Source organism: Candidatus Caldatribacterium saccharofermentans (assembly GCF_050267035.1).
GTDB lineage: Bacteria > Atribacterota > Atribacteria > Atribacterales > Caldatribacteriaceae > Caldatribacterium > Caldatribacterium saccharofermentans.
The window spans coordinates 883643-909294 of record NZ_CP187957.1 but is presented as its reverse complement, the minus strand read 5'-3'; the positions used below and the strand labels follow the sequence as shown (position 1 = coordinate 909294).

The following is a 25652-nucleotide window of genomic DNA, read 5'->3' as shown; positions in this document are numbered from 1 at the left end:
ACAGTACAGGAGCTTCTCAGAAACCTTGGACATCAAAAGGCCTTAGTCCCTTTGCTTTTCCTCTTTATCTCCTCGAGGCAACGCCAGGGAGTTCCAGTGCGGATGTTTTAGAACCCGCGATCCGGAGAGTCTCGGCTTGGAGAATGCTTCAAGGACGCAGGTTAGACACTTCCTGGTAAGATGATCGGTATTTTTCTTTGCTTCTCAATGTGCCTGTCAGGAGGTTTTGTCGCTTCCTGAGTGCGACACAAGGTAGAGTGCGCTCAAATATGGGGCCTCACGAAGTTCTTCTGCCAGAGCTTTTCTGGTGCTTTTGGCGGTATGCTGTCGGTGAGAATCCCGTGGTCTTATGGAAGATACGGGTAAAGTATTTGACATCTTCGTACCCTACTTTTTGGGCGATTTCTTGAACCTGGAGGGAAGTTTCTTGAAGGAGGCATTGAGCGGCTTTCATTCTGAGCCTGGTAACGTACTCTACAAGGCCCTGGCCGGTCCATTTTTTGAAGCTGTAGCTGAGGTAGGAAGGAGCCACCCCTACCTCTTTTGCAAGTTCCCTGAGGGTGATTCTCTTGGTAAAAGTCCGTTGAAGATACCGTATCGTCTCGTCAATATAGTCGGGAAGTGGTGAGGGGTTGTGAGCGTCAGGAAGAAGCAGTTCCTGTACTATCCGATTTCGAATATGTTCTTCAAAAAGGCGACGTCTTTCGTCTTCAGAGCGAATGCTTTGCTCGAGGCGTGCAAAGAGATTCTCAAGGTCCTCCTGGGTGATAGGCTTCAAGAGGTAATCCCAAGCTCCAAGACGCAGCGCTTCTCGCACCAGAGGGAAATCGCTGTATCCGCTGACCACTGCTGCCTTGCCTTCCCATCCTTGCCTTGCCATTTCCCGAAGTAGTGTCAATCCATCCATTTCGGGCATTCGAATATCGATGAGAGCAATCTCCGGCCAGGCGAGGCTGAGGAAGTCCAGAGCTTCCATAGCGCTTGAAGCCCGGGCAACGACTTGGTAAGTCTCAGAGATCCCCTTAATGAGTGACTCAAGGTGGTCCAGGATTGGCTCTTCATCGTCAACAAGCATTATCCGGAGAAATAGTCGTTCCCCATCTTTCTCCCTCCTTAACCTTCATTGAGCCCACCTTTCCCGACCTCGTCACCCCGTCGACACCAGGGCCGACTTCACCTGAACTCCGGGGATACTCCCCAGGCGTCCGGTGAGGGCTCCGAGGGTATCGGTATCGCCATCAACGATAAGGGCGATGACCGAGATGTTCCGTTCCCGGTACGGAATGCCCATGCGGCCAACGATGACGTCACCGAACTCCCCGAGAATTTCGTTTACCCGCTCTGCCTGTTTCTCCCGGTCGGTGACGATAATGCCAATGACCCCAACCCTATTCTTCTTTTCTCCCAGCAAGGCGCACATTGGCTACCTTCAGGACCTCCCGAAGCGCCAGGTAGGTAGTGTACCAGTGGTCAACCTGTGCTTCAAGCTCTGCAATGGGCTCAAAGGTCTTCTCCACCCGGAATGTCCGGGAAAACGCCTCCTCAGGACTTTTGTATACCCCTGCACCGATGCCAGCAAGAAGAGCAGCCCCCTGGCAACTCCCTTCTTTTTCAACGGGAACGATAATGGGTTTTTTCAGAAAAGTGGCTTTAAGGCGCATCCAGAGGGCATTCTGGACCCCGCCCCCAACGTTCACTGCCTGGGTAACCGTGTAGGAGAGCTCTTTTTCCATCCGTTCCCAGATGGTCCTGTACTCTGCGCACAACCCAAAGAGCACGGAGAGGACGAAATCCTCTTGTTCTGTGTCTCCTGAGAGGTTCAGGAAAGCCCCCTTTGCCTCTTCGTATTCCCCTCCAAGGAGGTATGGGAAGAAGAACGGTACATCCCTCCTGCGCACGGGGTCGAGCTCTGCGAAAACCTCGTAGGATTTCCCAAAGAGGCGAAGCGTCCAGTCAACAGCGAATCCGCCGCTATAGATACCTCCCATGGCGTAGTAGAGCGGGAAGACCACGTGGTGGCCGAAGGAAAAGGGTTTCCCTCCGCTATCTCCGGCGAAAGAAGGCGGATGTTCCAGGGGAACCATGAGGGATTCTGTGGTTCCGGTGGAAATGAGCCCCCATCCTTTCTGGAAGACCCCGCATGCTAAGGCAGCGCAGGGGTGGTCATGGCCCCCGGTGACCACGACGACGTCCTCGGGAAGGCCGCACCGTGTAGCGGCCTCATGCCTCAGGCGCCCCAGGGCAACGCCGGAAGGGTAAAGAGGAGCAAGCTGCGCTTTTTGCATTCCTGCAAGGTCGAGGAGTTCCTCCCTCCAGGTGCGGGTGTGCTGGTCAAAGAGCATGGTCCGGGAGGCAAGGGAGTAGTCGAAGGAGAGCTCACCACTCAGCGCAAAGAGCACAAATCCCGACATCGAGGTCCAGAAGCGCACTGCCTTGAAAACCTCTGGCTCATGGCGGCGGTGCCAGAGGAGCTTGTAGAATGAGTACTTGTGGTGGGGGGAGAGCCCTGTGGTCTCGTACACCCAGGATGGGTCAAGGGCCACTGCTTCAGCTTCTTCTTTCGTGCGCTCATCGTACCAGGGGATGCATCGGGTGAGGGGTTCACCACGCTCATTAAGCCCCACCATGACCTCGGCAAAGCTTGAGACGCTTACGGCTTTGACGCTTCTTCGCACGCGCTCGGGAAACCCCGCTATGGCCGCGAAGAGCAGAGTGGTGAGTTCTTTCGGGTCGTAGTAAGGGCCATGGGCATCTGAAAAAAGCGGTGTCTTGAAGCTTGTCTCGGCAAAAGTCTGTCCGTCTTCATCGTACACCTTGAGTTTGGTGTTGGTGGTCCCGATATCGATGCCAAGGAGAAGCGGCATTACCCCCTCACCTCAAGCAGGGCTGCGGTTTTCCCCACCCGGATGATGCAGTGGGTGGGGCACTTCTCGATGCAGAGCCCGCAGAGGGTACATTTTTCCCGGGAGATCACAATCTTTCCGTTTTCGAAGGTGATGGCACCCTCCGGGCAGGTCCGAACACAGACCTGGCACTTGATGCAGCCTTTTGCGCAGACCTTCCGGACCTCTCTGGCTGAATCAAAGGACACACAGGCCACCGTGACCTGTTCTTTCCTGGGGACAAGGGTGAGGATTTTCCGGGGGCATTCGGCCACGCATTTCCCACACCCTGTGCACTTTTCCCAGTTGACAACGGGAAGCCCGCTCTCCGGGTCGATGTGAATGGCCGAAAACGGGCACACCCGGACGCAGTCGCCAAGGCCAAGACACCCGAAACGGCATCCTTTGAAAGACCCGGGGAGGAGGTTTGCCGCCTTACAGCTTGCCACGCCGCTGTACTCAGCGGTCACCTGGGCTACGCCTTTCCCTCCCTGGCAGAGCACCACAGCCCTTTTGACCTCCCAGCTGCTACTTTCCTGCCCGAGGAGGCGGGAGAGTTCTGCCCACGCCTTCGGTCCCCCAACGGGGCAGGCGTTTACCGGTGCTTCTCCTGAAGCGATTTTTTCAGCAAGGCCACTGCAGCCCGGGAAACCGCAGGCGCCGCAGTTTGCCCCAGGGAGCACCCGTTCCACCTCCTGCACAAGGGGGTTCACCGGAACGGCGAATTTTTTGGCAAACCAGGAGAGCATGAGCCCAAAGGCAAGGCCCAGAGCACCAACGAGCACCGTTGGGATGAGAATGTTCATACGACCTTTCCCCCTACTTCACAAGTCCCTTAAAGCCCAGAAAGGCGATGGCTAAAAGGCACGTTGCCACAAAGACAATCGGATACCCCTGCCAGAACTGGGGCACCCGCGCCATGCGCAGGCGTTCCCGGATACCGGCAAGGAGCACCAGGGCCACCGTGAACCCTAAAGCGACGCTTATGCTGTACACCACAACCTGGAGGAGGGTGTACCCGTAGTCCACCCCAAGGAAAGTGACGGCGAGGATAGCGCAGTTTGTGGTGATGAGGGGAAGGTAGATGCCCATGGCCCGGTAGAGGTTGGGGACGTTCTTTTTGAGGAGAATCTCCACAAGCTGTACGAGCGTTGCAATCACGAGGATGAACACCATGATGCGGAGGTACTCAAGCCCCAGGGGGACGAAGATGTAGTTCCAGAGAATCCAGGTCACGATGGAGGCAAGGACCATCACGAAGGTCACGGCCATCCCCATGCCGATGGAGTTTGCGACACTCGAGGACATACCAATATAGGGGCAGAGGCCAATGTAGCGGGCGAGGATGATGTTGTCGACAAAGGCGGCGCTGACGATGATTTTGAAGAGCGTGAGGATTTCGGTACTCATGATTTCACCTTCCTCAGCGACCAGTTAAGGAGCGCGATGTAGATGCCGATGAGGAGGAAGGCTCCAGGGGGCAGAATCATCGCCATCATACCCTGGTAGGCTTTGGGGAACACGGGATGGGAGAGGATTTCTCCGTAACCGAAGAGCTCCCGCACAACGCCGATGGCGGTGATGACGAGGGTGTACCCCACCCCCATTCCCAGAGCGTCGGCCACAGCAAGAAGGGGAGGTTTCCTTGAAGCGAAGGCCTCGGCCCGGGCCATGATGATGCAGTTCACCACAATGAGGGGGATGAAGATACCCATGGCTTTGGAGAGGGGTGGGAGGTACGCTTTCATCACGAGGTCCACGATGGTGGTGAAGGTGGAGATGACCACAATGAAAATGGGGATGCGCACCTCATTGGGGACGAAATTCCGGATAAGGGAGATCACGAGACTCGAGCAGGTCAGAACGAAAATCACTGCAGCCCCCATCCCGAGGCAGTTCTCAACCCGCACCGAAACAGCAAGGACCGAGCACAGCCCAATCATGAGCTTCAGCACCGGGTTTTCTCCCAAAAGCCCGTTCCGGAAGTGGTACCAGAACTCTCGCATCACCGCTTTTCACCTCGCACGATTTCGGCAACCTTCGCGCACGCCCGCGCCACGGCGCGGCTTGAAATGGTGGCGCCACTCACTGCCTGGATGTCCTCCCCCACCCTGAAGGGACTCTCTAAGGATTTCCCCAGAAACTGGGAGAGGAAACCCTCCTCAGCAACGTTTGAACCGAGCCCCGGGGTCTCCTGGTGTTCTAAAACCTTGAGACCAGTGATTTTCCCCTCTTCTGTGTCCACCCCCACAAGGAGCACGATGGGACCGCCGTAACCAGTGCTTGCTACCTTGAGGATCACACCCCGGCGTTCTCCACCGCTTTGCGCCTCGTAGGCTTCGAGGAACTGGATTTCTTTCGATTCGGGGAGGGTCCCAAAGGTCCCAGGGTCAAGGGGGACGAAGGTTTCTGCTTCGGGGAAAACAACCCCGAGGGCTTCTTTGAGCTCTTTCCTCGCCTCTTCGGCGATTTTCTCCTTTGTCACCACGTACACCACAGAGAGCGAGAGAGCAGCAACCACACAAACCACCGTCAGCGCCAGTGCCACACGCAGGATTTTCCTCATGCCTTCTTCACCCCGAATCTCCGCGGTAGCATCCGGTCAAGAAGCGGCACCAGAGCGTTCATGGTGAGGATGCCAAAGGTTACCCCCTCCGGGTACCCTCCAAGCCACCGGATGATGCCCGTTAAGGCGCCTGCGCCAAAGCCAAAAATTATCCTCCCCCGGGGGGTCATGGGGGAAGTGGTGTAGTCGGTGGCCATGAAACATGCTCCCATGACGGCGCCACCGGCAAGAAGGTGGAAGAGGGGGTTCTGTCGTGCCACCAGGGCCACGGCCACAAGCCCCATGCTGTAGAAGAGTGGGATGTCCCACTGGACCACGCCCCGGGCAAGGAGGTACACAAACCCAAGGAGCAGAAGGAGCGCTGAAATCTCTCCAATGCATCCGGGGACAAGTCCCACAAAGAGCCGAAAGAGGAGGTGGGGAGTTTCCCACACGGCAGGATACCCGTAGGCTTTGACGATCCCAAGAGGTGTGGCGCTCGTCACGACATCGACTGGAGTGGCGTACGAGGTCGCCCCAAGGACAAAGGGAGGACGCACGTACCAGGTGGCCATGATTTTCGGCCAGGAGATGAGGAGCACAGCCCGTCCCACAAGGGCCGGGTTGAACACATTCTGTCCAATTCCTCCGAACATCTGCTTTCCAAGGAATATGGCCACACCTCCGCCCACAATGGGGATCCAGAAAGGGCACCCTGGAGGAAGGGAGAGCCCAAGGAGCATTCCCGTAACCACGGCGCTCCAGTCACCCACCGTGAGGGGGCGGCGGAAGGCCAGGCAGTCCAGCGCTTCAAACCCCACGCAGGCAAGAACAGCGAGCACAAGGGGCGGCAGGGCCAGGCGGGGTCCGAAGAACACCGCTCCCCAGATGGCAGCGGGAAGGAGCGCAAAGACCACCTGCTGCATGATCCAGGGGACGGTGACCGGACTTCTCAGGTGCGGTGGGGCAGAGGTGACGAGCTTGAGGTCTTCCACGTCATTTCCCTCCTCGTTTCCGGCGCATCACTTCGAACTTTGCCAGCTTCAAGAGGTGCACCAGGGCAATCCCCGCAGGGCAAACGTACGCACAGGACCCACACTCCACACAGTCAAGGACCCGGTTGTCCTCGGCTTCGGCAAAAAGCCGTTCCTCAGCGAGCCTTCCCAGGAGATACGGCAGAAGGCGCATGGGGCAGTGGGCAACGCACCGCCCGCAGCGAATGCAGGGGTACTCTCGCTTTTTGGGGACGTTCCGGAAAAAGAGGAACCCCGAGGTTCCCTTGATGACGGGAACGGCCAGGGATACCTGGGTGATGCCGGTCATCGGTCCGCCCATGATGATTTTCCGGGGTGGGGCGGTGAACCCTTCGCAGAAGTTCACGAGGTCTTCAAGGAGCATCCCCAGAGGAACCTCAAAGTTCCCCCGCTTTCTCAGGCAGTCCCCAGAGAGCGTAATGACCCGCTCCACAAGGGGAAGACCCGTTCTGGCCATCCGGCCAAGCGCTGCTGCAGTCTGCACGTTGTTCACCACAACGCCCACATCAAGGGGTAGTCCTCCCGGGGGAACCTCGCGGCCCAGGATGGCAAGAATCAGGTGTTTCTCCGAACCCTGGGGGTATTTGGTCCTCAGGGGGACGACCTCCGCGGGGATGGGGAAGTTCCGGAGGAGATTCGCCACGTGGTCAATGCAATCTTTTTTGTTGTCCTCAATGCCGATGTAGGCCCTTTTGGCCCCGCAGGCCCGCACCATAATACGGAGCCCAAGGAGCATCTCTTCAGTGCGCTCCAGCATCACCCGGTGGTCGCAGGTAAGGTAAGGCTCGCATTCGGCCCCATTCAGGATGAAGGAGTCGATGGGTTTCCCCTGGGGTGGGGAGAGCTTCACATGGGTCGGGAAGGCTGCTCCCCCAAGCCCCACAAACCCCCCTTCCCGGACGAAGACTCGCAGGCGCTCCGGTTCGAGGTCCTCGATGGTTTCTGGAAGCGGCTCGTAGCGCTCCTCTTCGCCCTTTCCGTCGTTCTCGATGACGATGGCCTGGAATCTCCCCATCGTCGGATGTGCCCACTCCTCAATCCCGGCAACCCTCCCGCTCAGCGGGGCATGGACCGGTGCAGCCACGAAGGCATCGACGTCGGCAATTTTCTGCCCCCGTTTGACCGTATCTCCCTTTTTCACCAGGGGCTTTAAGGGAGCGCCGGTGTGCTGGATAAGGGGAAGGACAACGCGGGAAGGCTCGGGGACGCGAACAATAGGGAGGTGTGCGGTGTCTTCCTTGTGGTGGGGAAGGAAGACTCCCTGAGGAAAGGTTCGAAGCTTCATCGTTGCGCATCGCCTCCTTTGACGTCCTCCTGCCACACCTCTTCGACGAAGCGAGTGTGGAGATTGCCTTCGAGGAAATCGGGGTGCGAGAGAATCCGGAGGTGGAAGGGAATGGTGGTGGCGATACCCTCGACGAAAAAGGATCGCAAAGCCTCCCGGGAACGGCGAATGGCGAATTCCCGGTTGATATCCCATACGATGAGTTTTGCGATGAGGGAATCGTAATGGGGCGGGACAGTGTAGCCGCTATAGCAGTGAGAGTCCACACGGATTCCCGGACCCCGGGGGATCTCAAACTGCACGATGCGCCCTGGAGAGGGGGCAAAACGTTTCTCGGGGTCTTCAGCGTTGATGCGCATCTCAATGGCGTGGCCCCGCAGGACGATGTCTTCCTGACGGAAGGCGAGTTCCTCTCCCGCTGCCAGGCGAATCTGCTCCCGCACAAGGTCCACCCCGGAGATTTCTTCTGTCACCGGGTGTTCCACCTGGATGCGGGCGTTGAGCTCCATGAAGTAGAAGTTCCCCTCGGGGGTCACCAGGAACTCAAAAGTCCCGCAGGTCACGTACCCCAGGGTCTTCGCTGCCCGGACGGCAGCATCGAGAATCTTCTCGCGGAGGGTAGGGGAAAGACCAGTAGCTGGAGCCTCCTCGAGGATTTTCTGACGACGCCGCTGAAGGGAACACTCCCGCTCTCCAACGTGGATGACGTTGCCATACCGGTCGGCGAGAATCTGCACCTCGATGTGCCGGGCCCGGTCGATGAGCTTTTCGATGTAGAGCTCTTCGTTCCCAAAAGCCGCCTGGGCCTCCCGGCGAGCGCTGTCGAAGGACTTTTTGAGGTCGTCTTCGCTGGCGATCACCCGGATGCCCCGGCCTCCTCCACCCAGGCAGGCCTTGAGGAGGAGGGGATACCCGATGTCCCTGGCAATATCGTGGGCATCGGCGAAGGTCTTTACCGGCTCTAAGGACCCGGGGATTACCGGGACTCCAGCCTCGTGCATGAGGCGTTTGGCCTGGAGTTTGTTCTTCATTTTCCTCAGGACATCAGGTCCTGGACCGATGAAGGCGATACCCCGTTTCTCGAGCTCTTCGGCAAAAGCGGCGTTTTCCGCCAGGAACCCGTATCCCGGGTGCACAGCATCGGCCCCGGTAATTTCACAGGCCCGGACGATTTTGGGGATGTTCAGGTACGTTTCGATTGCTGAGTTCCCTCCCAGGGCAACCTTCTGGTCGACGAAGCGGAGATGGAGGAGATTCGCATCGGGGTCGGAGAACACCCCCACGGTTTTGAGTCCGAGCTCCTTGCAGGCCCGGACGACCCGCAGAGCAATTTCCCCCCGGTTGGCAATGAGGACTTTAGAGAACAAAAAAATCCCCCCTAAACGAGCACTCGCTCCTCGGGATAGACGAGCAGTTCCTTCCGTTCTCGAGCAACACCCATGGCCACCAGGGCGGTGAAAATACCCACTCGCCCAAGGAACATCGTTACAATAATACCAAGCTTCCCCAGGTCTGACAAGTTCGACGTAACTCCCCGGGAGAGTCCCACCGTGCCAAAAGCCGAAACGGCCTCGAAGGCAAGGTCAAGGGAGTTCCCCTTTTCGGTGGCGAAGAGGAACGTGGTGGAAAAGAAGACCAGCCCCAGGCCAAAACAGAACACGGCTAAGGCTCTGCGGACGGTGCTTCGGGCTACCCGCCGGTGGAAAAGCGCCACTCCCTCTTGCCCCCGAAGGGCACTTCGGACAAGGGCCAGAAGGAGCGCCAGGGTGGTGGTTTTCACGCCTCCCCCTGTGCCCCCTGGGGAGGCACCCACGAACATGAGGAACATGAGAAAGAGCGCCGAAACCGGACGGAGACAGGCGATGGGGATGGTGCTGAACCCTGCGGTTCTTGGGGTGACTGCCTGGAAGAGTGCAGCCATGAGCTTTCCCCAGAAGGGGAATGCTCCCAGGGTCGTGGGGTTTGAGGATTCTGTAAGGAGGAGGAAGAGCGTCCCCAGGGCAATGAGGGCGACGGTGGTGGTTACCACCGTTTTGGCGTGTAGAGAACTCAGGCGGCGGTGTTCCACGAGCTCCCGAATCACCACAAATCCGATACCTCCAATCACGATGAGCCCTATAACGGTGAGGTTCACAAGGGGGTCGAGAGCGAAACTCTCGAGGCTATTCGAGAACACTGAGAACCCGGCATTGCAGAAGGCAGACACCGAGTGGAAGAGGGCGGAGAAGAACGCCTGCGGAAGAGAGAAGTGCCGCAGAAAGGCCACAAAAAGCAGGAGAAATCCCACGCCTTCGACCCAGAGAACATACCGCAGAACGTCTAAAACGAAGCGCACCGCTCCTCCGGGGACGTCGAGGCTGAAGGAATCCCGTATGGCCAGGCGATCCCGGTACTCAATGCGACGCCTCAGGGCAAGGGCAAGGAGCGTTGCTACCGTCATATATCCCAACCCTCCGAACTGAATGAGAATGAGAATGATTATCTGGCCCCAGAGGGAAAAGAACGTCCCGGTATCCACAACGACAAGACCCGTGACGCACACTGCAGAGGTGGCAGTGAAGAGGGCGTCGATGAACCGCATGGCGTTCCCTGAAGCCACGGAGAAGGGGAAAAGCAGGAGGACCGTCCCAATGAGGATGAGGGCAGAGAACCCAAAAAGCACTAAAGAAGCTGGGGAAAGCAGAACCAGGCGTCTTCTCAGGCTTTGGAGAAGTGCCAAAAGACTTTCACTGGTCACCCTATCGCCTTCTTATGCGAAGATTCCGAAACGTCGGGCTTCATCGTACATAGCGACGATGTTCTCTGGGGGAACGTCCGGCTGAATGTCGTGCACCGCGCAGAGCACATACCCCTCAGGACCGAGGTCCTCGATGCGGCGGCGAACTTCCCGGCGCACGTCCTCTGTCCCTCCCCGGGGGAGGACGAAGGTCGTGTCGACGGCTCCCCAGAAGCACAGGTCCCTGCCGAAGCGCTCTTTCAGGGCTTTCGTGTCCATGCCCTGAGCAGAAACCTGGATGGGGTTGAGAATATCCACTCCGATTTCGATGAGGTCGGGAATGAAGGGGGCGATACTCCCGCAGGAGTGGTAGAGGAGCTTCGCCCTGGGTGCCATTTTCTTGAGGTTTTTGAAGTACTCCTTGTGGTATGGTTTCACGATGTCCCGGTAGGTCTTCGGGCTCATGATGGTGCTCTCGGCGGTGGCCAAATCGTCGCCCACGAAGATCACGTCGAGGAACTCCCCGCACTCAGCGAGGAACAGCGAGTACCGCTTGAGCTGGTACTCGTACATCTTCTCAAGGAGTGCCGTGGCGAAATCCACGTTGCAGACAAGGTCAACGAGGAAGTTCTCAAACCCCCGCAGGTACCAGCAGGGCTCGAAAATCCCCGTGTCGATCATATCCCCCACAAGGAGGTACTTTCCCTCTTTGGCGAGTGCTTCCGCCCGCTCCCGTACCCCCTCAAGGTTCATGGTCTTTGCAGGGTCCGGCCATTCGTAGTCCTCGAGTTCTTCCAGGGTTTTTCCTGCCAGGGGATGCTCCACCATATCGTAGTAGAGCCCGTCTTCGGGCATCCGGTATTTGATGCCAAATTCGTTGTAGTACGTTCGCTCATCAACCCACCGCTTTTGCGAAAGGGGTTCAGGATGAACGCCCCGGGTATCGATGCCCAGGATTTCGAGGACTTCCTCGTCCACAAAGACGATCTGGAAGTTCTCCATCATGAGGCGGGTTTCCTTCTCAATCCCCAGATAGGCCTTGAGGTTCTCGTAGGCTTTCTTCGTGAGGGTGGTACAGTTCGTCGTCCCAAGGTCCAGAGGAATGCGGTCGGGAACTTCATGGTTCAACGCGCGTAGCGCTCGCTCTCTCGGTGTCATGGCACTCCCTCCAGAGCACGCAACTAAAGAGAATTATACCACACAGGAGCATTTCGGAAAGCTCTTTCGAAAAACGTCCCATATGGTACAATGGAGACTAAAGTCCTGCAGATTTCGTCCGATAGAAATGGAGGGAAGGGGTGTCCTGGTGCTTCTTGTTGCCGGCGGCGAGGAGACCATGAGTCCCAGGGAGCTCGTGCTTGCTGCTTTCGAGGAGGTGGTCTTTCTCCAGGACCTTGTGGCACGAGTAGGGTTGCCCCTTCCGGTGGTGTGGGAGATTGTCCTGAGCCTGGAGAAGGAGGGAAAGGTAACGTACTTCTCCTGGCGAGGGAAAACCGTGATTATGAAAAGGAGGTGAGGCGTATGCCTCAGGAACTGCAGCTTGTGGCCTTTCAGCTTGCTCAGGAAGTGTATGGGGTGGATATCGCCCAGGTCCAGGAAATCATCAGGATGCAGCCCATCACCAAGGTCCCCGGGGCTCCCGACTTCGTTGAAGGGGTGATCAACCTCCGGGGTCGGGTCATTCCGGTTATCGACCTTCGCAAGCGTTTCCGCCTCCCCAAGGGTGAGGAAACCAAATCCACCCGCATCATCGTCGTTGACGTCCCCCCCCACACGGTTGGGATGATTGTGGACAGCGTCGATGAAGTTCTCCGCTTGAGCGAAGACAAGATTGAACCGCCCTCACCCCTTATTGCCTCCATCGACACCGAGTACATCAAGGGGGTGGGGAAGCTCGAAGGGAAACTCCTCATTCTTCTTGACCTTGCCAGGGTTCTGACCAAAGAGGAGAAACACGCCCTTGAAGACCTGAAGGGGACTCTGGAGAAGGCCTAAAGAGCGAGTTTCTGGAGCTCCAGGATTTGCTCGGTTCTCCCGAGGACAATCAGCGTGTCATGGGGCCCAAGGCGAGTGTTGCCCTTGGGGTTGAAGAGGAAGTTCCCTTTTTCTCTATCCCTGATGGCCACAACGAGGACGCCAAACTCCTCCGGGAGGTTGGCCTCTCCGAGGGTCTTCCCGCAAAGAGGCGACTGCGGCTGGATTTCGATTTCCTCGATGGTAAGGTCCAGCGTTTCACTGCGAAGGAGAAGGTCGAGAAAAAACGAGGCATGGGGTCGTAAGGCTGCGGCGGCCAGGCGCAGCGCGCCGATTTTCTGGGGGCAGATAACATAGTCGGCGCCGGCGCGGCGGAGGATTTCCACGGATTCAGGAACAATGGCCCGGGCCACAATCCGAAGGTGAGGATTAAGGTGCCTGGCGGTAAGGGTGATGTAGACGTTCTCCGGATCACTCCCCACAAGAGCCAGAAGCCCCCGGGCCCGCTCGATTCCTGCTTCTTTAAGGATTTCCTCCTGGGTAGCGTCACCCTCAAGGAAGAGAAGGTCAGGATGCAGAAGCATCGCCCGCTCGATTTTCCCCCGGTCTTTCTCGATGACCACATACGGAACGCGGGATCGAACGAAGTACTCCACCACTTCGCTTCCCACCACCCCGCATCCGCAGATGATGAAGTGCCCCTTGATGGTTTTGAGCATCCGCTTCACCTCCTGCCTTCGCCAGTACTCGCCGAATTTCCCTTCAGAAAGCAGCCTCACCAGGGAGGACACACCATACGTCACGGTGAGTACCCCTGACCCCACAATGCCGATGGTGAAGATTCGTCCTGCGGGGCTCAGGGGACGGACCTCCTGGAACCCCACGGTGGTCAGAGTGATGACCGTCATGTAGAGGGCATCGAAGAACGGCCACTTTTCGATAAAGACGTACCCCAGACTTCCGCCAAAGACAAGGGCCAGGATAAGGCCTCCGAGGATGAAGAGTTGCCGGATCATGGCGTGTTCGTTTCCCGCCGGAAACTGAGAGGATCAAAGGGCTCCTCTTCGTCGAAGAGGCTCTCACTTCGCTGGGGTTTATCGAACCCCGAGAAGTTCATGGCCACAAAAAGACTCCCTTCAGGGTCGAAAAACGAGAGCTCCAGGCTGACACAGTCCTCGATGCTCCGGCGCAGGAAGTACCGTTTCTCCGTAAGGGTTCCCTTTTCGGGGGAGTACACCCCCTCGATTCCCAGGGACAATTTCCCGCTTCCTATGCCGATGCCGAAGGTCCAGTCCCGGAAGGCCCCGGCGTTCAGATCGTACCGTCCCCGAAGGCGAAGGAAGCTCTCTTCCACATCCCCCAGGAGGCACTCAAGGGTGAGGGTGGACTCTCCTGTGGGGTCGAAGAAAAAGGGCGATGCCTCCCCTGCTACGAAACGCCACCGGAAGCGGGTCCAGAACTCTGGAGAGAGGTCCTTTTCCCAGAATACTTCTGCGCCCCACCGCATGGTGCGCTCGCCACTCCCAAAGAGCGTTCCCCATCCAAAGACAGTGGCACCGGTGTTTTCCCCCTTCAAAGAGAGGTTCAAGCGGGCATCGAGACGGTTATCCTGCACGGTTTCGGTGGCAAAGTACCCGTAGCTCAGTTTGCCCGAAAGCGCGAGGGAGCTTCCTGCGGACTTTTCAAAGGAGGCTACAATCTGGGGGGAGCGGGAAAGGGTATGCGAGCCGACCTCCTCGTTGTGGGTGCCAAGGAAAGACAGAGAAAAGTCGCCGCTTCGTAGAGTAGCCACCGCTCCGAATGAGTCCTCACCTGAAAAACGGGTATCCCAGAAAGCCCATCCGGTGAAGGAATCCCCCGTAACAATGAGGTCCGTCTGGAGTTTCTGCCCCTTTCGGCTCCCAAGGGTGTACCGGACAAGGAAGAGTGTTTCTGGCGACAGAGCGTACTCGTAGCGGAAACCTGTGTACCACCCTTTCTCCCGGGAAAAACCAAAAGCAGGAAGGAGGAACCCTCCCTCACCGGTGAAGGTTCGGGTGTACCAGGGAATTTCCAGGATTTTCTTCTCCCGAACGTACAGGGCAAGCCCCTTGATGACCACTTTTCCTTCCGGGAACACCGTTGCTTCTTTCGCCCGGAGACTCACAAGGGGCGGCTCTCTCCTGCACCCCGTGCAGAGGATGCCCTCTCCGCGCCAGGTTCCCGCCGTGTACTCCAGGCGTTTCCCCCGAAAGAAGAGCTCCCCCCTTTCCCCAAGGGCGTACGTGAGTGAAGCGTTTTCCACAAACCCCTGACGTCGGGCAAAGGAGTAGTGCAGCACCTCTCCCCGTACCTTCGCGCTTCCCCAGGAGGCCTCAAAGGGAGTATCGACGAAAATCTCAAGTGTGGGGATGGAGAAACGAATGTGTTCGGTGACGAGGACAAAATCCTCCCACGCCACCCTTACTCCCCCCAGGGCCTCAAGGACCTCGCCAGCCTCATCATACAGGAGGGTTGCCGCTTTGATGTGGATGCCCTCCCCGGCAAAGAGGAGGGGTGTCCAAAGGAAAAATAGAGCTACTGTCCACGCTGCCTTTTGAGCTCTTCGAGGCGCTCCTGGACCCTCCTCTCCTCTTCCTCGAGTTGTCTCAGATTCTCTTCAAGTTGCTTTTTCCGGTACTCCAGGTCCTTCAGACGTTCCTCAAGGCGGAGGATTTCCTCTTCAAGAACAGGTTTCCACTCCGGCCGGGAAAAGTCGGGAGGAATGTAGGGGTCATCGAAGCGGAGCTCAACCTCATGGGCAAAGAGCGAGGCTTCGGGAGAGAGTTGGCTCAGGTGGAGCACGATGTACCTGGTTTCAGGAGTGATGAAGGGATTGCCGTCTTTGTCGAAACGGGGGAAGTAGATTTTTCCCGTGAATTCCCGGAGAATCTTTTCCTCAAACCCCTTATCGTAGTCGGCAGGGAAAATCTTGCGGCCTTTGTCGTCCACGAGGTAGGTATTCTGGGCAAAGCGCAGAGGATAAAGAGGAGCTCCCTTGAGTTTCTTCAGGGTGACTTCAAAGACGAGGTACCGGTTAAGGCGCTCTCGCTGGATGAAGTCCCGGTGGTACGCGAGCTCCTCTTCAGAAGAGAGGAGATTCTCCTTGCCGTACTTTGCCACCCAGGCCTGGGTCACCTCTTCGTTCCAGAAAAGGGCCGAAACGGCAAAGCTCTCCCGGACGGTGACCGAACGGGTCCACCGGGCCACCGTATCTTTGTAGATTTTCTCGTAGTCCCTGGTTTCCGCTTTTGCGGCAGAAAACCCAAGACACAGGATACAGAGAGCAAGAAGGACACTCGCGGCTGTGCGTCTCATGGCTCACCTCTCCTTACCATTCTTCAAAGGGTTGCACTTCAATCTCCACCTGAGGAGTCGGGGTGGCCTCAGGGAGAGCCTCCTCGGTTTCGGGGAGTTCCTCAATGCCCTCGCTCTCCTCAGAAATCGAGGGGAGAGGGGTGGCCGACGGGAATGCCTCCTCAGGCTTTTCGAAATGCGGAACCTCTAAGGGTCCTGCGACCTCCCGGTCTTCCGCAACCTCGAGGTAGAACTCTTTCCCCTTTTCCACTCTCGCCGGTTCCCCCTGGACGAAGACTCCGGCAACGGCTCCCACGGGACCGAAAATGGCGAGTCCAGCGATGCTTGCCCCCACCGCGTACGCCAGGGCCTTGTTCTCCTGGATGGCCCGCTCACCCATGGTGAGGGGGATAGGGGTCCCATCGACAGCCTCCACAGTCCCAAAGTCGATTTCAATCCGTCCCGGTCTCCCAAAGGCTCCCCGCCGGCGGACTTTCACGATTCTGCCCTGCCCCCGGGTGTTCTTGGCGATGACCAGCACTCCCTCAATCCGCACGTCCTCCAAAACTACATAGGGCACCGGGTCTCCCGCTTCGTTCCGTTCGGAATTGAGCTCGGTCTCTAAGGCTATTTTGACCAGGGTCTCTTTAGGGACGAGGACGGTGAAGCTCGCGGCCTTCGTGGGGTCCACACAGGTCCGGTAGAGCCGGTCCACCCGAACACCAATGGGGTCGCTGCTTGCCACGCCGAAGATCAGGCGTTCCAGCTCCTCGAGTTCGGCAAGGAGCACACCGCTTTTCGGTGGTTCCGAACGGAGGGTAAGGCGGATGGCCCGCATTTTGAAGGCCAGAGAGGGCTCATCCTTTGTACCATCGAGAATGAAGGCTTTCAGCCGCCCCACCCGTTCCATGAGTGTTCCGGAGAGGGTGTCCCCGGTGAGGTCTCTCTCAATCTTCTCCACCCGGGCGAGAACGCTGCCGCTTTGAGGCATCCCATAGAGGACTTTCTCCATTTCCTCAAGGTCCCGCACGATTGGCGAGACCACCGTTCCCTCCTGGGCATGGGCCAGAGCCACCGAAAAAAGGAATACCCAGAGCACCGTAAAGCCAAAAACCCTTCGCATTATGCGTCACGCTCCTTTGCTGTCCACTCCTCTTCCTGAAGCTCCTCAAAGGCCACCACCCGGTTTCGTCCTCTCTTTTTGGCCTCGTACAGCGCACGGTCTGCCCGGGTGAAGAGGTCTGTAGCACTTCTTGCGTGCTCCCGGCCACAGACACCGCAGGAAACCGTCACCACTTTGGCTATCGGGCTTTTGGGGTGGGGGAAAGACTGTTCCTCAACGTTTTTCCTGAGGCGATCGGCCACCACCAGGCCCTCCTCTTCCCGGGCGCCGAAGCAGAGGACCACGAACTCTTCCCCGCCGAAGCGGGACACGAAATCGCCACCCCGCACAGAGCGCAGGAAGACCTGGGCAAGGGACCGCAAAAGCTCGTCTCCCCTGTGGTGTCCAAGGACGTCGTTGTAGTACTTGAAGTGGTCGATGTCGATGACGATGAGGGCGTAGGGGGTCCCGTAGCGGAGGTGGTTGGCCTCCATCTCTGCAAGGCGCTGGTCAAAGGAACGACGGTTGGGAATACCGGTGAGAGCGTCAAAGAAGGCCAGGTGTTCCAGCTCAGCGGTGAGCTCCTCGAGTTTGCGGTTCTTCTCCTCAAGTTCCCTCAGATACTTCCGCAGCTTCACATGGGTCCTGACCCGGGCTAAAAGTTCTTGAGGGTGGATGGGCTTGACCAGGTAATCGTTCCCTCCCACCTCAAAACTCTTCACTCTGGCGTCCTGCGTTTCGAGGGCGGTAAGGAAGATAATCGGCAGGTGGGCAAGCTCAGGATGCATCCTGAGCTTGCGGCATAACGTGAACCCGTCGATGTCTGGAAGGACGACGTCAAGGAGCAGAACGTCAGTCGTCTCGAGGTCCCTGCAGGCCAGAAGCGCCTGACCGTCGGGAAGGGTCGTTACGGTGAACCCTTCCTGCTCGAGGACGTCTTTCACGAGGTAGCGGATGAACCGGGAGTCGTCGACAACAATAACTTTCCCTTCCGTATCACCCATGCATGGCGCACCTTTCTGTGGAACACCCCGGATATAATGAGAGGGAAGAGAGGGTTTCGTCCTCTTCCTCGCAGCGAACCGTGGCCGTCTCCGGGGTCCATTTGCCGCAGCGGCTGCCCCAGAGGGCTTTCACCCGGTCGTCTTCCTTGAGGACCACAATTTCGCAGGCGTTGGGGCAGTCGGTGCAGATGAAGCTCCGGCTTTTGAAGTTCCGTTCCACAACTGAGAACCCCTGGAAGGCCGTTTCTTGAGGGGCGTATTCCATGGCGAGAATTGCCGCACCCCATGCTCCCATGACGCCGTGTTCTGGAGGGACGATGATGCGCTTTTTCCCTCCGAAGAAATCCCGGAAAGCCTGCACCATTCCCTGGTTAGCAGCCACGCCCCCCTGGAAAACGATGGGATCTTCAATCTCTCGTCCCGAGGCGAGGTTATTGATGAAGTTCCGCACCAGGGCCTCACAGAGCCCTTTCACAATCTCTGCTTTTCCAAAGCCCAGCTGTTGCTTGTGGATCATATCCGATTCGGCGAACACGGTACAGCGCCCCGCAATCCGGACCGACTGCCTGGCCTGGAGGGCGAGTTTCCCGAACTCCTCAATGGGGACGTTGAGGCGAACTGCCTGGTGTTCCAGGAACGACCCGGTTCCGGCAGCACAGACGGTGTTCATGGCAAAGTCCTCGACGACGCCGTTGCGGATAATGATGAGCTTAGAGTCCTGCCCACCGATTTCGAAAACCGTCCGCACGTCGGGAACCCGGGTGATGGCGGCCACGGCATGGGCGGTGATTTCGTTTTTCACGATATCGGCGCCCACAATGACTCCGGCTAAGTGCCGGGCGCTTCCCGTGGTGCCCACACCCCTGATGACCCCTCCCTGGGGCATGTGGTGCTCGATGTAGCGCAGACCCTCTTTCAGGGCGGCGATGGGGTCGCCACTTGTCCTGAGGTAGCAACTTGCCAGGATACGCTTTTCTCTATCCATGAGCACGAATTTTGTGGTCACCGAACCCACATCAACTCCGAGAAAGAGATCCATTCCGCTTCAGCCCCCGTTTTTTCTCCTGTTTTCTCCGCTCGAGAACATCCACAAAGGCCTCCACCCTGGTGACAAGCCCTGCTTCTCCTGAGTGCTCGTCGATGGCCAGGTGGAGCACCGGAAGGTCGAAATCCCGGCTCACCGCCTGGAGCACCCCTTTGGCCACGATCTCTGGCATGCAGGTGAAAGGATACAGGTGCACCACCCCGTCGAAGCCCTCCCGGGCGTAGCGGATGGCGCTCCCCACGCTGTCGATGCCCTCTCCCCCCACGAACCGCTTGAGGTAGGGTTTTGCAAGTTCCCAGGCTTCGAGTTTCTCTCGAGAGCGGGTGAAGGGCCGAAAGGTGTGGAGGACGTACTCCACCGTTGAGACCGAGTTGTGGACGTACACCCCAAGATCACCAAGGAGTTTTTCCACGTTGAAGTTCACCCGCGTCTCCTGGGCGATGTACACCTCCCCAACAATCCCTACCTTCAGGAAGTCTTTTCTCCCATTCCGGGGGAGGGCGTTGAGTTTCTCCAGGGCGCCTGTTTTGAGCGCCTCGAGTTCTCCGAAAGTCTTTACCTGTCGCAGGGCTTCAATGGTTCCATCGATGACCCGGTCGAGTTCCTGGGGGTCCTTCACCTGGCAGCGCAGTGCCCGCCGGTGGGCTTCGAGCTCTTCGGTGAAGCGCAACACCGCAAAGCTCAGGCGGGCAACCCGGACGATTTCAGGCAGAAACAGCCGCCCCCCCGTCATGGCCCGGAGGGCCGAGAGGAACGACCGCATGCCATACCGGGGGTGGTCTAAAAGGACAAACCGCACCCTGTACCCCAAATCTTCAAGGATGATTCGCTGAATCTGCCCGTAGTATCCGAAGCGACATGGCCCCACGCCCCCGACCATGAAGATGGTATCAGCCCCCCGCTCAATCGCCTCGATGAAGTTGCCCAGGGTCACCTTCAGGGGGAAACAGGCATTTTGAGGCGCGAGTTTCACCCCGATTTCGATAGTCTTCTGGGTGATTGGTGGAGGTGGAACGATCTCAATACCCAGACTGGGGTAGAGAATACCCAGGGCCACGTCAAGGTGCAGAAGGTGTGGGAAGGTAGCTCGCATGGTGGGCGTTCCTCCACTCCATCATGTCCACAAAGGCCTCAAGACGCGTCACAAGCCCTGCTTCCCCAGTGTGCTCGTCAATCTCCAGGCGCAGGTACGGGAAGGATCGTTTCTCCCGCTTGATGTACCGCTCGACGACCTCACCAACCAGGGAATCCGGCCCGCATTCGAAAGAGACGAGGTGCACAAAGCCCCGGACGCTTGGGTCTTCCTTTTTGAGGAACGAGAACGCCGTACCCACGATTTCGTTCGAGATAGTCCAGAAACTCGCCTTAGGAAGAATGGCAAGGGCCTTCCGTATGGCCCTTTCGGGGACCATGTCCGGGGTGATCACCGAGTACCCGAGGTCATAGATTTTCCGTACGATGTTCATGTTGATGTAGCTGTCACCAAGGAGGTACGGATGTCCCAGAAGCACAACCCGTTTTTCCCTTTGGGGGAGAACGGGTCGGTGGTCGATGAGATTCTCAGGAAGAAATCCTTCCCGGAGCTTTCTCCGGTACTCCCGGTGGGCCTGTTCTGCACGGTTCAGGGCCCGAACGATTTTCCTGTCATCCCGGGTGAATCGCCGCCCGATGGCCAGAAATCCCTCCCACCATCCCCGGATTCCCCGGTCCCGCATGTTGATTTCCTCGTCGATGATGGCTTCGCTTTTCACCTGAAAGAGATTCCGCACGAGATCAGGAAGCCCCAGGATTTTCGGGCAGTTGTACTCGTTTTTGTGGAAGCTCACCATCCGGGGGATGAAGAGGGCATCGACTTTCCCAAGGAGGGTGTACGCATGCCCGAGGAAAACCTTCACGGGAAAGCAGATTTCCTCAACCCCGTACACAAGGCCATGCTGGATGATGGCCTTGTTCGAGGGTGGGGAAACCACCACTTCCACCCCGAGTTCTTCGAGGAACGTTTTCCAGAGCGCAAAAAAGCGATAGAATAGCAATCCCCGGGGAATGCCGACGCGCATACCTCTTCCTCCCAATGGTGACGCTACTTTATTATACCGTAGAACCAAGAAAAGACAAAAAGACTTCCCGGAGCCTCTCGAGTTCCGCGATGCTCACGCACTCTCTTTCTGAGTGAGCCAGGGCGAGGTCCCCTGCGCCGAAGACCACGCTTGGAACCCCGCGCATGGCAAGATACGTCGCATCGGTCCAGGAGGGCATCCCGGCGTACACCGCCCCCCTTGCGTCGACCTGTTCCAGAGCGCTCCTGAGACGGACGACAACGGGGTTTTCGGGGGCAATGGAAAACGCCGGGTTCGTATCGAGGAATACCACCTGCAGGGGGTACCGCCTGGTCAGGGCTAAGACTCGCTCCTTAACCTCTTCAACACCGTAGGGAGGCGGGAAAGGGAGCGCACATTCGAGCATACAGCGCTCCGGGATAACGTAACTCGACTCGCCCCCCTCGATTTTCCCCAGCATCAGGCGGAGGGGAGGGACGAAGAGGGGATGCCGGGCAAAAGAAGCCACGATATCCTCGCATTCCCGGGCCACCTCCATGGCCAGTGTGATGGCGTTCTGCGCCGCATGAGGATATGCCCCGTGGCCGCTCAAGCCCTCGATGAAGAACCGCACCTCCACGTCCCCGGCCAGGGCCACGCAGAGGCTGAAGCTTGTAGGCTCAAGGACCAGAGCGCCCTCAAAGGGCCTGTGGGGTTCAAAATGCCAGGAGCCTGCTCCTGTGGTTTCTTCCTCAGAGAAGAACACGAGTTCTGCGGGGCTTGTGGTACGCTGCACGGCATCAAGGAGCGCCGCAATCTGCCCCCGGGTATCCAGGACTCCAGCGCCGAAGACAAAGCCATCCCGCACGATGAAATCCCGCTTTCGTCCGGCGTAGTGCACGTCCACATGGGTGGCTATGAGGAACGGCGAGGTCCCCCGCCGGGCGTAGAGGTTCCACTTCCCCGGGTCGTACTCCTGCCAGTGGAGGTCCTCGAACCCGCAGTCCTCAAGAAACGAGGCAATCCACTGGAGCACCGGGAATTCTTCACCGCTTCCTCCGCCCAAAAGAAGGAGTTTCTCCAGAATCTCGAGGAGATACAGAGACCGTCACCTCCTTCACCATGCGGACCCATTTCCCGTACTGGCCGGATTTCTGGAAGCCCCGCCGGAGGTAGAACTGAATGGCGCTGTCGTTTTTCTCTCCCACCCACAGGCCAATCTTCGTCCTCCCGGACCTCTCGAGGTACTCCAGGGCATGGGCGAAAAGGGCGCTCCCAATGCCCCTTCCCTGAAAGTCGGGATCTACAACAAATTCGTGGACCTCCCCGAAGAGTTCCCCGTCCTCCCACCACCGGGAGTGCACGCCGATGAATCCGACGATACGTTCCCCAAGGCGGGCCACGAAGAACCCCTTTGGGTCCCCTCGCCACAGCCAGCGGATGTACCCTTCGATGCGCTGAGGGAGATGGTACCCGTATTCGGGAAGTGCAGCATAGGCTCGCTGGTAGAGGGAGACGAGTGCTGGCATCGCTTCCTCGAGTTCTTTTTCCGTGAGGGTCGTGATGCAGAGCTCCTCCATAAATGATCCACATCACCATTATAGAAAGCCTGCCGGAAAAAGTACACACCCATTTTCATCGGAGGTTCAGGTGTTCACGGAGCCTCCGGGCGATTTCGTTTTCGAAGGCAAAGAGGTACGCCTCGAGGGTTTCTCTGTGGCGGGTGAAAAGGAGCGGAGCTGCATTCCGCACCGCGTTGCGAAGGGATGGTTTTTCCAGGATGCCGGGGAGTTCCCGGTCGGGCACGGCTTCAAGGGCAGAGAGCGCTCCGGGTGCCTCGAGGGCTTCCTGAAGGAGGCGGCGGAGGAAATCGGGATCCTGCAGGGCGATGACCTCAAGGAGTGCGGGGAATCCCGGATGCGCCGAGAAAAGGTAGAGCGATCTCCAGTCTTCCGGGAAAGAAGGTAAGGATTCCGGATCGCGACAGGAGAACCCCAGACGGTATCCACCGATGGTACGGGCAAGGAGGATATGGAAGGAAGGATCATGGTCCCCTTCCGGAATCCCCGGGAACAGGACGTGGAAGTCCACTCCCCGGCGGTGGAGTTCCTCGGCAAGGAAAAAGTGCGCTTCAGGAGGGAGTTTTTCGAAAGATACGCCAAGGTCAAAGGGAATGTCCTGGTTTTCAAGGAACGCGAAAGCTTCCTCCAGGATGTCAAGAAGCGGAAAATAGGCAAAAAGCAATCGCAGGCAGTGCTCTTCAGGGAAGGAGAGCACGAAATCCTGGGAGAAGCGGAAGCTCCGATCACGGTAGCGCTTCCAGGTCTCTTTTTCCCTGGAAGACATGCGGAAGAAAGCCTCTCTAAGTTGCGATTCCTCCCAGGCGAATACCTCCTTCCTCACGTACCCTTCGCCCTCGAGGATGTACACCGTGTACCCCAGAAACGACGCTTCTTTGAAAAACTGCCAGGCTTTTTCCTGAGAAAACACCCCGAACTTCCCCCGTCCTCCTCCTGCAAAGGCACCCCAGAGGGAGGACCGCAAGGCTTTTTCGAGTTCTTCTCTCTTTCCCTCAGCGGTACATGTCCCGGAAAGTGGGAAAACCCCCTTTTCCCAGAGGGCGCCAAAGACCAGGGAGAGGAGCGCAGGGCTCTCCTCCACCACGCCCCAGGACACCTCCCCGCAGAGTGTCGTGGGGGTGAGTTCCGGAATGACATCCCGCAGGCTGCGGGCATTGCCCAGGGTGAAGGGGAAAACGGAGAACCTCTTCCCCTGAAAGTCCAGGGTCACAAGCTTCCCTTCAAAGGGAGGTTCTTCCAGGGAGAGAACGCCAAAATACTGCGCTCCCCGGGATTCGAGGGGGAAAAGCACCCGGTCTTTTCCGGAGAACACAAAAGAACAACGGAGTTCCTGTCCCAGACGTTCGGCAATCTGGCGAATACTCTGCTCCAGTTCCTCAACCATCCTAAAAGGTGAGGTGCTCTATGACCGGAATGCCTTTCTCTTCAAGGATTTTCTTTGCTGTTTCGAGATCCTCCACCCGCAGGACGACATAGGCCCGGTCGCCTTTTGGAGAGACAAAAGCGTAGAGGTATTCAATGGAGATTCCCTGCTGGGTGAGGACTTCTACCACGTCACAGAGTCCCCCGGGGCGGTCCTCCACCCCTACAGCGAGGACCTCGGTGAGCGTGGCGGCAAAATTTTCCTCCTTGAGTCTGGTCACAAGGTCCTCGGGGTGCTCCACGATGAAGCGCAGAACACCGAACTCTGCCGTATCGGCTAAAGACAGGGCTCGCAGGTTAACGTTCCACTCCTTGAGTTTTTTGAGCACCGCGTAGAGACTTCCCGGCCTGTTCTCAAGGAACACTGAAATCTGCTTCATGCCATCCCCTCTTTTTTCCGCAGGTCCACGACCCGTCTGGCTTTCCCTTCACTTCGAGTCAGGGATTTGGGTTCTAAGAGTTTCACCTCACAGTGGATGTTGAGCTCAGCTTTGAGGCGTTCTTCGATCTGCTTTTTGAGGCGCTCCAGGACTTTCACCTCGTCAGAGAAGAACTGGGGTGCCACCTCCACCTGGACCTCGAGAAGATCGAGGTAATTCTCCCGCCGGACCACAATCTGGTAGTGGGGCTCAACACCGTCAAAGCTCAAAAGGACGCTTTCGATTTGAGAAGGATACACGTTCACTCCCCGGATGATGAGCATATCGTCGGTGCGGGATGCCACCCGCTTCATGCGCACGAGTGTCCGGCCACAGGAGCACGGCTCGTACATGAGGGCAGAGAGGTCTCCGGTGCGGTAGCGAATGACCGGGGTACCCTCCTTGGTGAGGGTGGTGAAGACGAGTTCTCCCACCTCCCCTGGAGGCAGGACCTTTCCCGTCTGGGGATCGATGACTTCAGGAAGGAAGTGGTCTTCAGAGATATGGAGGCCACACCGCGCTTCACACTCAAAGGCTACTCCGGGCCCAATGACCTCGCTGAGCCCGTAGATGTCACAGGCCCTGATGGGGAGCTTCCGCTCGATTTCTGCCCGCATTTCCTCCGACCAGGGCTCGGCCCCGAAAATCCCCAGGCGGAGCTTCGTCTTTCCCCAGTCAATGCCGTTTTCCCGGGCGACTTCAGCAAGGTACAGGGCATAAGACGGAGTGCAGCAGAGTACTGAAACCCCGAAATCCCGCATGATCTGGATTTGCCGAAGGGTATTCCCGGTGGACATGGGGACGACAGTAGCGCCGAGTTTCTCTGCTCCGTAGTGAACACCAAGGCCTCCGGTGAAAAGGCCGTACCCAAAGGCCACCTGGATGACGTCTTCGGCTGTGACCCCGCAGCCGCACAGCGTCCGGGCCATGAGCTCAGCCCAGGTATCGATGTCTTTCCTGGTGTAGCCGACGACGGTAGCGGTCCCGGTGGTTCCCGATGAGGAGTGGATGCGGACAATGTTCCGCATGGGCTCGGCAATGGCCCCGAAGGGATATGCCCGCCGGAGATCGTCCTTGGTTGTAAAGGGGAGGTACTTGAGGTCCTCAAGGGAGTGGATGTCGTACACATTCACCCCGGCGTCTTCGAGCTTTTCCCGGTAGTACGGGAGGCTGTGGTATGCCCGGATGAGGACCTTTTTCAGGCGGTTGAGCTGGATTTTCTCCATCTCTTCTCGGGGCAAAAGTTCAAAATATTCGTCCCAGAACGTAGGCGTCACCCCCTTCCTTTTTTCA

The 25652-nt window shown here is 57.9% G+C and carries 27 protein-coding genes; 2 read left to right on the top strand and 25 right to left on the bottom strand.

What is annotated here, in order from left to right:
* Positions 1-277: 277 nt before the first annotated feature.
* The 12 genes from ACPT9Q_RS04675 to ACPT9Q_RS04620 all read right to left on the bottom strand — a co-directional run bounded on the left by ACPT9Q_RS04675 (position 278) and on the right by ACPT9Q_RS04620 (position 11620).
* Entirely contained in the window at positions 278-1075 is a 798-nt protein-coding gene (locus tag ACPT9Q_RS04675) for a response regulator (RefSeq protein WP_017873441.1), read from the bottom strand.
* A 72-nt stretch (positions 1076-1147) separates the two neighbouring features.
* Positions 1148-1420, bottom strand: a complete 273-nt coding sequence (locus tag ACPT9Q_RS04670; RefSeq protein WP_038304973.1) for a TM1266 family iron-only hydrogenase system putative regulator — start codon at positions 1418-1420, stop codon at positions 1148-1150.
* On the bottom strand, positions 1389-2864 hold the full coding sequence (locus ACPT9Q_RS04665) for an FGGY-family carbohydrate kinase (RefSeq protein ID WP_427366516.1): 1476 nt from the start codon (positions 2862-2864) through the stop codon (positions 1389-1391). Before ACPT9Q_RS04665 ends, ACPT9Q_RS04670 begins: the two co-directional genes overlap by 32 nt.
* The gene (locus ACPT9Q_RS04660) at positions 2864-3688 is read right to left on the bottom strand and encodes an RnfABCDGE type electron transport complex subunit B (protein ID WP_427366515.1); all 825 of its coding nucleotides are present in this window, start codon (positions 3686-3688) and stop codon (positions 2864-2866) included. Before ACPT9Q_RS04660 ends, ACPT9Q_RS04665 begins: the two co-directional genes overlap by 1 nt.
* 13 nt (positions 3689-3701) lie before the next feature.
* The gene (locus ACPT9Q_RS04655; protein WP_017872573.1) at positions 3702-4292 is read right to left on the bottom strand and encodes an RnfABCDGE type electron transport complex subunit A; all 591 of its coding nucleotides are present in this window, start codon (positions 4290-4292) and stop codon (positions 3702-3704) included.
* Positions 4289-4888: an electron transport complex subunit RsxE gene (rsxE, locus tag ACPT9Q_RS04650; RefSeq protein WP_017872572.1), complete on the bottom strand. Its 600-nt coding sequence runs from the start codon at positions 4886-4888 to the stop codon at positions 4289-4291. Before rsxE ends, ACPT9Q_RS04655 begins: the two co-directional genes overlap by 4 nt.
* Positions 4888-5448, bottom strand: a complete 561-nt coding sequence (locus tag ACPT9Q_RS04645) for an RnfABCDGE type electron transport complex subunit G (protein WP_427366513.1) — start codon at positions 5446-5448, stop codon at positions 4888-4890. The genes rsxE and ACPT9Q_RS04645 overlap by 1 nt, the downstream gene beginning before the upstream one ends.
* Positions 5445-6422, bottom strand: a complete 978-nt coding sequence (locus ACPT9Q_RS04640) for an RnfABCDGE type electron transport complex subunit D (protein WP_427366512.1) — start codon at positions 6420-6422, stop codon at positions 5445-5447. The genes ACPT9Q_RS04645 and ACPT9Q_RS04640 overlap by 4 nt, the downstream gene beginning before the upstream one ends.
* Position 6423: 1 nt before the next feature.
* Positions 6424-7746 carry an electron transport complex subunit RsxC gene (rsxC, locus tag ACPT9Q_RS04635; RefSeq protein WP_427366511.1) on the bottom strand — a complete coding sequence of 441 codons (1323 nt, stop codon included), beginning with the start codon at positions 7744-7746 and terminating at the stop codon, positions 6424-6426.
* Complete coding sequence (accC, locus tag ACPT9Q_RS04630; RefSeq protein ID WP_427366510.1) at positions 7743-9113, bottom strand: acetyl-CoA carboxylase biotin carboxylase subunit; 1371 nt, start codon at positions 9111-9113, stop codon at positions 7743-7745. The genes rsxC and accC overlap by 4 nt, the downstream gene beginning before the upstream one ends.
* A gap of 11 nt (positions 9114-9124) precedes the next feature.
* Positions 9125-10483: a TrkH family potassium uptake protein gene (locus ACPT9Q_RS04625; protein WP_017872566.1), complete on the bottom strand. Its 1359-nt coding sequence runs from the start codon at positions 10481-10483 to the stop codon at positions 9125-9127.
* A 12-nt stretch (positions 10484-10495) separates the two neighbouring features.
* Complete coding sequence (locus ACPT9Q_RS04620) at positions 10496-11620, bottom strand: uroporphyrinogen decarboxylase family protein (RefSeq protein ID WP_026137218.1); 1125 nt, start codon at positions 11618-11620, stop codon at positions 10496-10498.
* 148 nt (positions 11621-11768) lie between these two features.
* Between ACPT9Q_RS04620 and ACPT9Q_RS04615 the strand changes: the two genes are divergently transcribed.
* Complete coding sequence (locus tag ACPT9Q_RS04615; protein ID WP_427366509.1) at positions 11769-11978, top strand: hypothetical protein; 210 nt, start codon at positions 11769-11771, stop codon at positions 11976-11978.
* Between the two features lie 5 nt (positions 11979-11983).
* Entirely contained in the window at positions 11984-12457 is a 474-nt protein-coding gene (locus tag ACPT9Q_RS04610; protein WP_017872563.1) for a chemotaxis protein CheW, read from the top strand.
* Here the strand turns inward: ACPT9Q_RS04610 and ACPT9Q_RS04605 are convergent.
* The 13 genes from ACPT9Q_RS04605 to ACPT9Q_RS04545 form a co-directional block, all read right to left on the bottom strand.
* Entirely contained in the window at positions 12454-13452 is a 999-nt protein-coding gene (locus ACPT9Q_RS04605) for an NAD-binding protein (protein ID WP_017872562.1), read from the bottom strand. The genes ACPT9Q_RS04610 and ACPT9Q_RS04605 overlap by 4 nt on opposite strands.
* On the bottom strand, positions 13449-14876 hold the full coding sequence (locus ACPT9Q_RS04600; protein WP_427366507.1) for a hypothetical protein: 1428 nt from the start codon (positions 14874-14876) through the stop codon (positions 13449-13451). The genes ACPT9Q_RS04605 and ACPT9Q_RS04600 overlap by 4 nt, the downstream gene beginning before the upstream one ends.
* A gap of 116 nt (positions 14877-14992) precedes the next feature.
* On the bottom strand, positions 14993-15772 hold the full coding sequence (locus ACPT9Q_RS04595; RefSeq protein ID WP_017872559.1) for a hypothetical protein: 780 nt from the start codon (positions 15770-15772) through the stop codon (positions 14993-14995).
* Positions 15773-15785: 13 nt separating this feature from the next.
* Complete coding sequence (locus ACPT9Q_RS04590) at positions 15786-16874, bottom strand: hypothetical protein (protein ID WP_427366505.1); 1089 nt, start codon at positions 16872-16874, stop codon at positions 15786-15788.
* A complete protein-coding gene (locus tag ACPT9Q_RS04585; protein WP_427366503.1) occupies positions 16874-17857 on the bottom strand; it encodes a diguanylate cyclase in 984 nt (327 codons plus the stop codon). Before ACPT9Q_RS04585 ends, ACPT9Q_RS04590 begins: the two co-directional genes overlap by 1 nt.
* Complete coding sequence (locus ACPT9Q_RS04580; RefSeq protein ID WP_017872556.1) at positions 17850-18896, bottom strand: acyl-CoA dehydratase activase; 1047 nt, start codon at positions 18894-18896, stop codon at positions 17850-17852. Before ACPT9Q_RS04580 ends, ACPT9Q_RS04585 begins: the two co-directional genes overlap by 8 nt.
* Positions 18874-19995, bottom strand: coding sequence for an acyl-CoA dehydratase activase-related protein (locus tag ACPT9Q_RS04575; RefSeq protein ID WP_427366501.1), 1122 nt, complete (start codon positions 19993-19995; stop codon positions 18874-18876). Before ACPT9Q_RS04575 ends, ACPT9Q_RS04580 begins: the two co-directional genes overlap by 23 nt.
* The gene (locus tag ACPT9Q_RS04570) at positions 19961-20959 is read right to left on the bottom strand and encodes an acyl-CoA dehydratase activase-related protein (RefSeq protein WP_017872554.1); all 999 of its coding nucleotides are present in this window, start codon (positions 20957-20959) and stop codon (positions 19961-19963) included. The genes ACPT9Q_RS04575 and ACPT9Q_RS04570 overlap by 35 nt, the downstream gene beginning before the upstream one ends.
* A gap of 31 nt (positions 20960-20990) precedes the next feature.
* A complete protein-coding gene (locus ACPT9Q_RS04565; protein WP_427366500.1) occupies positions 20991-22004 on the bottom strand; it encodes a M20 family metallopeptidase in 1014 nt (337 codons plus the stop codon).
* Complete coding sequence (locus ACPT9Q_RS04560) at positions 21985-22518, bottom strand: GNAT family N-acetyltransferase (protein WP_017872552.1); 534 nt, start codon at positions 22516-22518, stop codon at positions 21985-21987. Before ACPT9Q_RS04560 ends, ACPT9Q_RS04565 begins: the two co-directional genes overlap by 20 nt.
* A gap of 55 nt (positions 22519-22573) precedes the next feature.
* Positions 22574-23902, bottom strand: coding sequence for a tagaturonate epimerase family protein (locus ACPT9Q_RS04555; protein ID WP_427366499.1), 1329 nt, complete (start codon positions 23900-23902; stop codon positions 22574-22576).
* A 1-nt stretch (position 23903) separates the two neighbouring features.
* Complete coding sequence (locus ACPT9Q_RS04550; protein ID WP_017872550.1) at positions 23904-24320, bottom strand: ACT domain-containing protein; 417 nt, start codon at positions 24318-24320, stop codon at positions 23904-23906.
* Positions 24317-25585 carry an AMP-binding protein gene (locus ACPT9Q_RS04545; RefSeq protein ID WP_051040746.1) on the bottom strand — a complete coding sequence of 423 codons (1269 nt, stop codon included), beginning with the start codon at positions 25583-25585 and terminating at the stop codon, positions 24317-24319. Before ACPT9Q_RS04545 ends, ACPT9Q_RS04550 begins: the two co-directional genes overlap by 4 nt.
* Between the last annotated feature and the right edge of the window lie 67 nt (positions 25586-25652).

Coding starts and splice junctions, on each gene's coding strand:
- ACPT9Q_RS04675 (WP_017873441.1), bottom strand. CDS start 1,075: ATGCTTGTTGACGATGAAGAGCCAATCCTGGACCACCTTGAGTCACTC.
- ACPT9Q_RS04670 (WP_038304973.1), bottom strand. CDS start 1,420: ATGTGCGCCTTGCTGGGAGAAAAGAAGAATAGGGTTGGGGTCATTGGC.
- ACPT9Q_RS04665 (WP_427366516.1), bottom strand. CDS start 2,864: ATGCCGCTTCTCCTTGGCATCGATATCGGGACCACCAACACCAAACTC.
- ACPT9Q_RS04660 (WP_427366515.1), bottom strand. CDS start 3,688: ATGAACATTCTCATCCCAACGGTGCTCGTTGGTGCTCTGGGCCTTGCC.
- ACPT9Q_RS04655 (WP_017872573.1), bottom strand. CDS start 4,292: ATGAGTACCGAAATCCTCACGCTCTTCAAAATCATCGTCAGCGCCGCC.
- rsxE (WP_017872572.1), bottom strand. CDS start 4,888: ATGCGAGAGTTCTGGTACCACTTCCGGAACGGGCTTTTGGGAGAAAAC.
- ACPT9Q_RS04645 (WP_427366513.1), bottom strand. CDS start 5,448: ATGAGGAAAATCCTGCGTGTGGCACTGGCGCTGACGGTGGTTTGTGTG.
- rsxC (WP_427366511.1), bottom strand. CDS start 7,746: ATGAAGCTTCGAACCTTTCCTCAGGGAGTCTTCCTTCCCCACCACAAG.
- ACPT9Q_RS04620 (WP_026137218.1), bottom strand. CDS start 11,620: ATGACACCGAGAGAGCGAGCGCTACGCGCGTTGAACCATGAAGTTCCC.
- ACPT9Q_RS04610 (WP_017872563.1), top strand. CDS start 11,984: ATGCCTCAGGAACTGCAGCTTGTGGCCTTTCAGCTTGCTCAGGAAGTG.
- ACPT9Q_RS04605 (WP_017872562.1), bottom strand. CDS start 13,452: ATGATCCGGCAACTCTTCATCCTCGGAGGCCTTATCCTGGCCCTTGTC.
- ACPT9Q_RS04595 (WP_017872559.1), bottom strand. CDS start 15,772: ATGAGACGCACAGCCGCGAGTGTCCTTCTTGCTCTCTGTATCCTGTGT.
- ACPT9Q_RS04590 (WP_427366505.1), bottom strand. CDS start 16,874: ATGCGAAGGGTTTTTGGCTTTACGGTGCTCTGGGTATTCCTTTTTTCG.
- ACPT9Q_RS04585 (WP_427366503.1), bottom strand. CDS start 17,857: ATGGGTGATACGGAAGGGAAAGTTATTGTTGTCGACGACTCCCGGTTC.
- ACPT9Q_RS04580 (WP_017872556.1), bottom strand. CDS start 18,896: ATGGATCTCTTTCTCGGAGTTGATGTGGGTTCGGTGACCACAAAATTC.
- ACPT9Q_RS04575 (WP_427366501.1), bottom strand. CDS start 19,995: ATGCGAGCTACCTTCCCACACCTTCTGCACCTTGACGTGGCCCTGGGT.
- ACPT9Q_RS04570 (WP_017872554.1), bottom strand. CDS start 20,959: ATGCGCGTCGGCATTCCCCGGGGATTGCTATTCTATCGCTTTTTTGCG.
- ACPT9Q_RS04560 (WP_017872552.1), bottom strand. CDS start 22,518: ATGGAGGAGCTCTGCATCACGACCCTCACGGAAAAAGAACTCGAGGAA.
- ACPT9Q_RS04555 (WP_427366499.1), bottom strand. CDS start 23,902: ATGGTTGAGGAACTGGAGCAGAGTATTCGCCAGATTGCCGAACGTCTG.
- ACPT9Q_RS04550 (WP_017872550.1), bottom strand. CDS start 24,320: ATGAAGCAGATTTCAGTGTTCCTTGAGAACAGGCCGGGAAGTCTCTAC.
- ACPT9Q_RS04545 (WP_051040746.1), bottom strand. CDS start 25,585: ATGGAGAAAATCCAGCTCAACCGCCTGAAAAAGGTCCTCATCCGGGCA.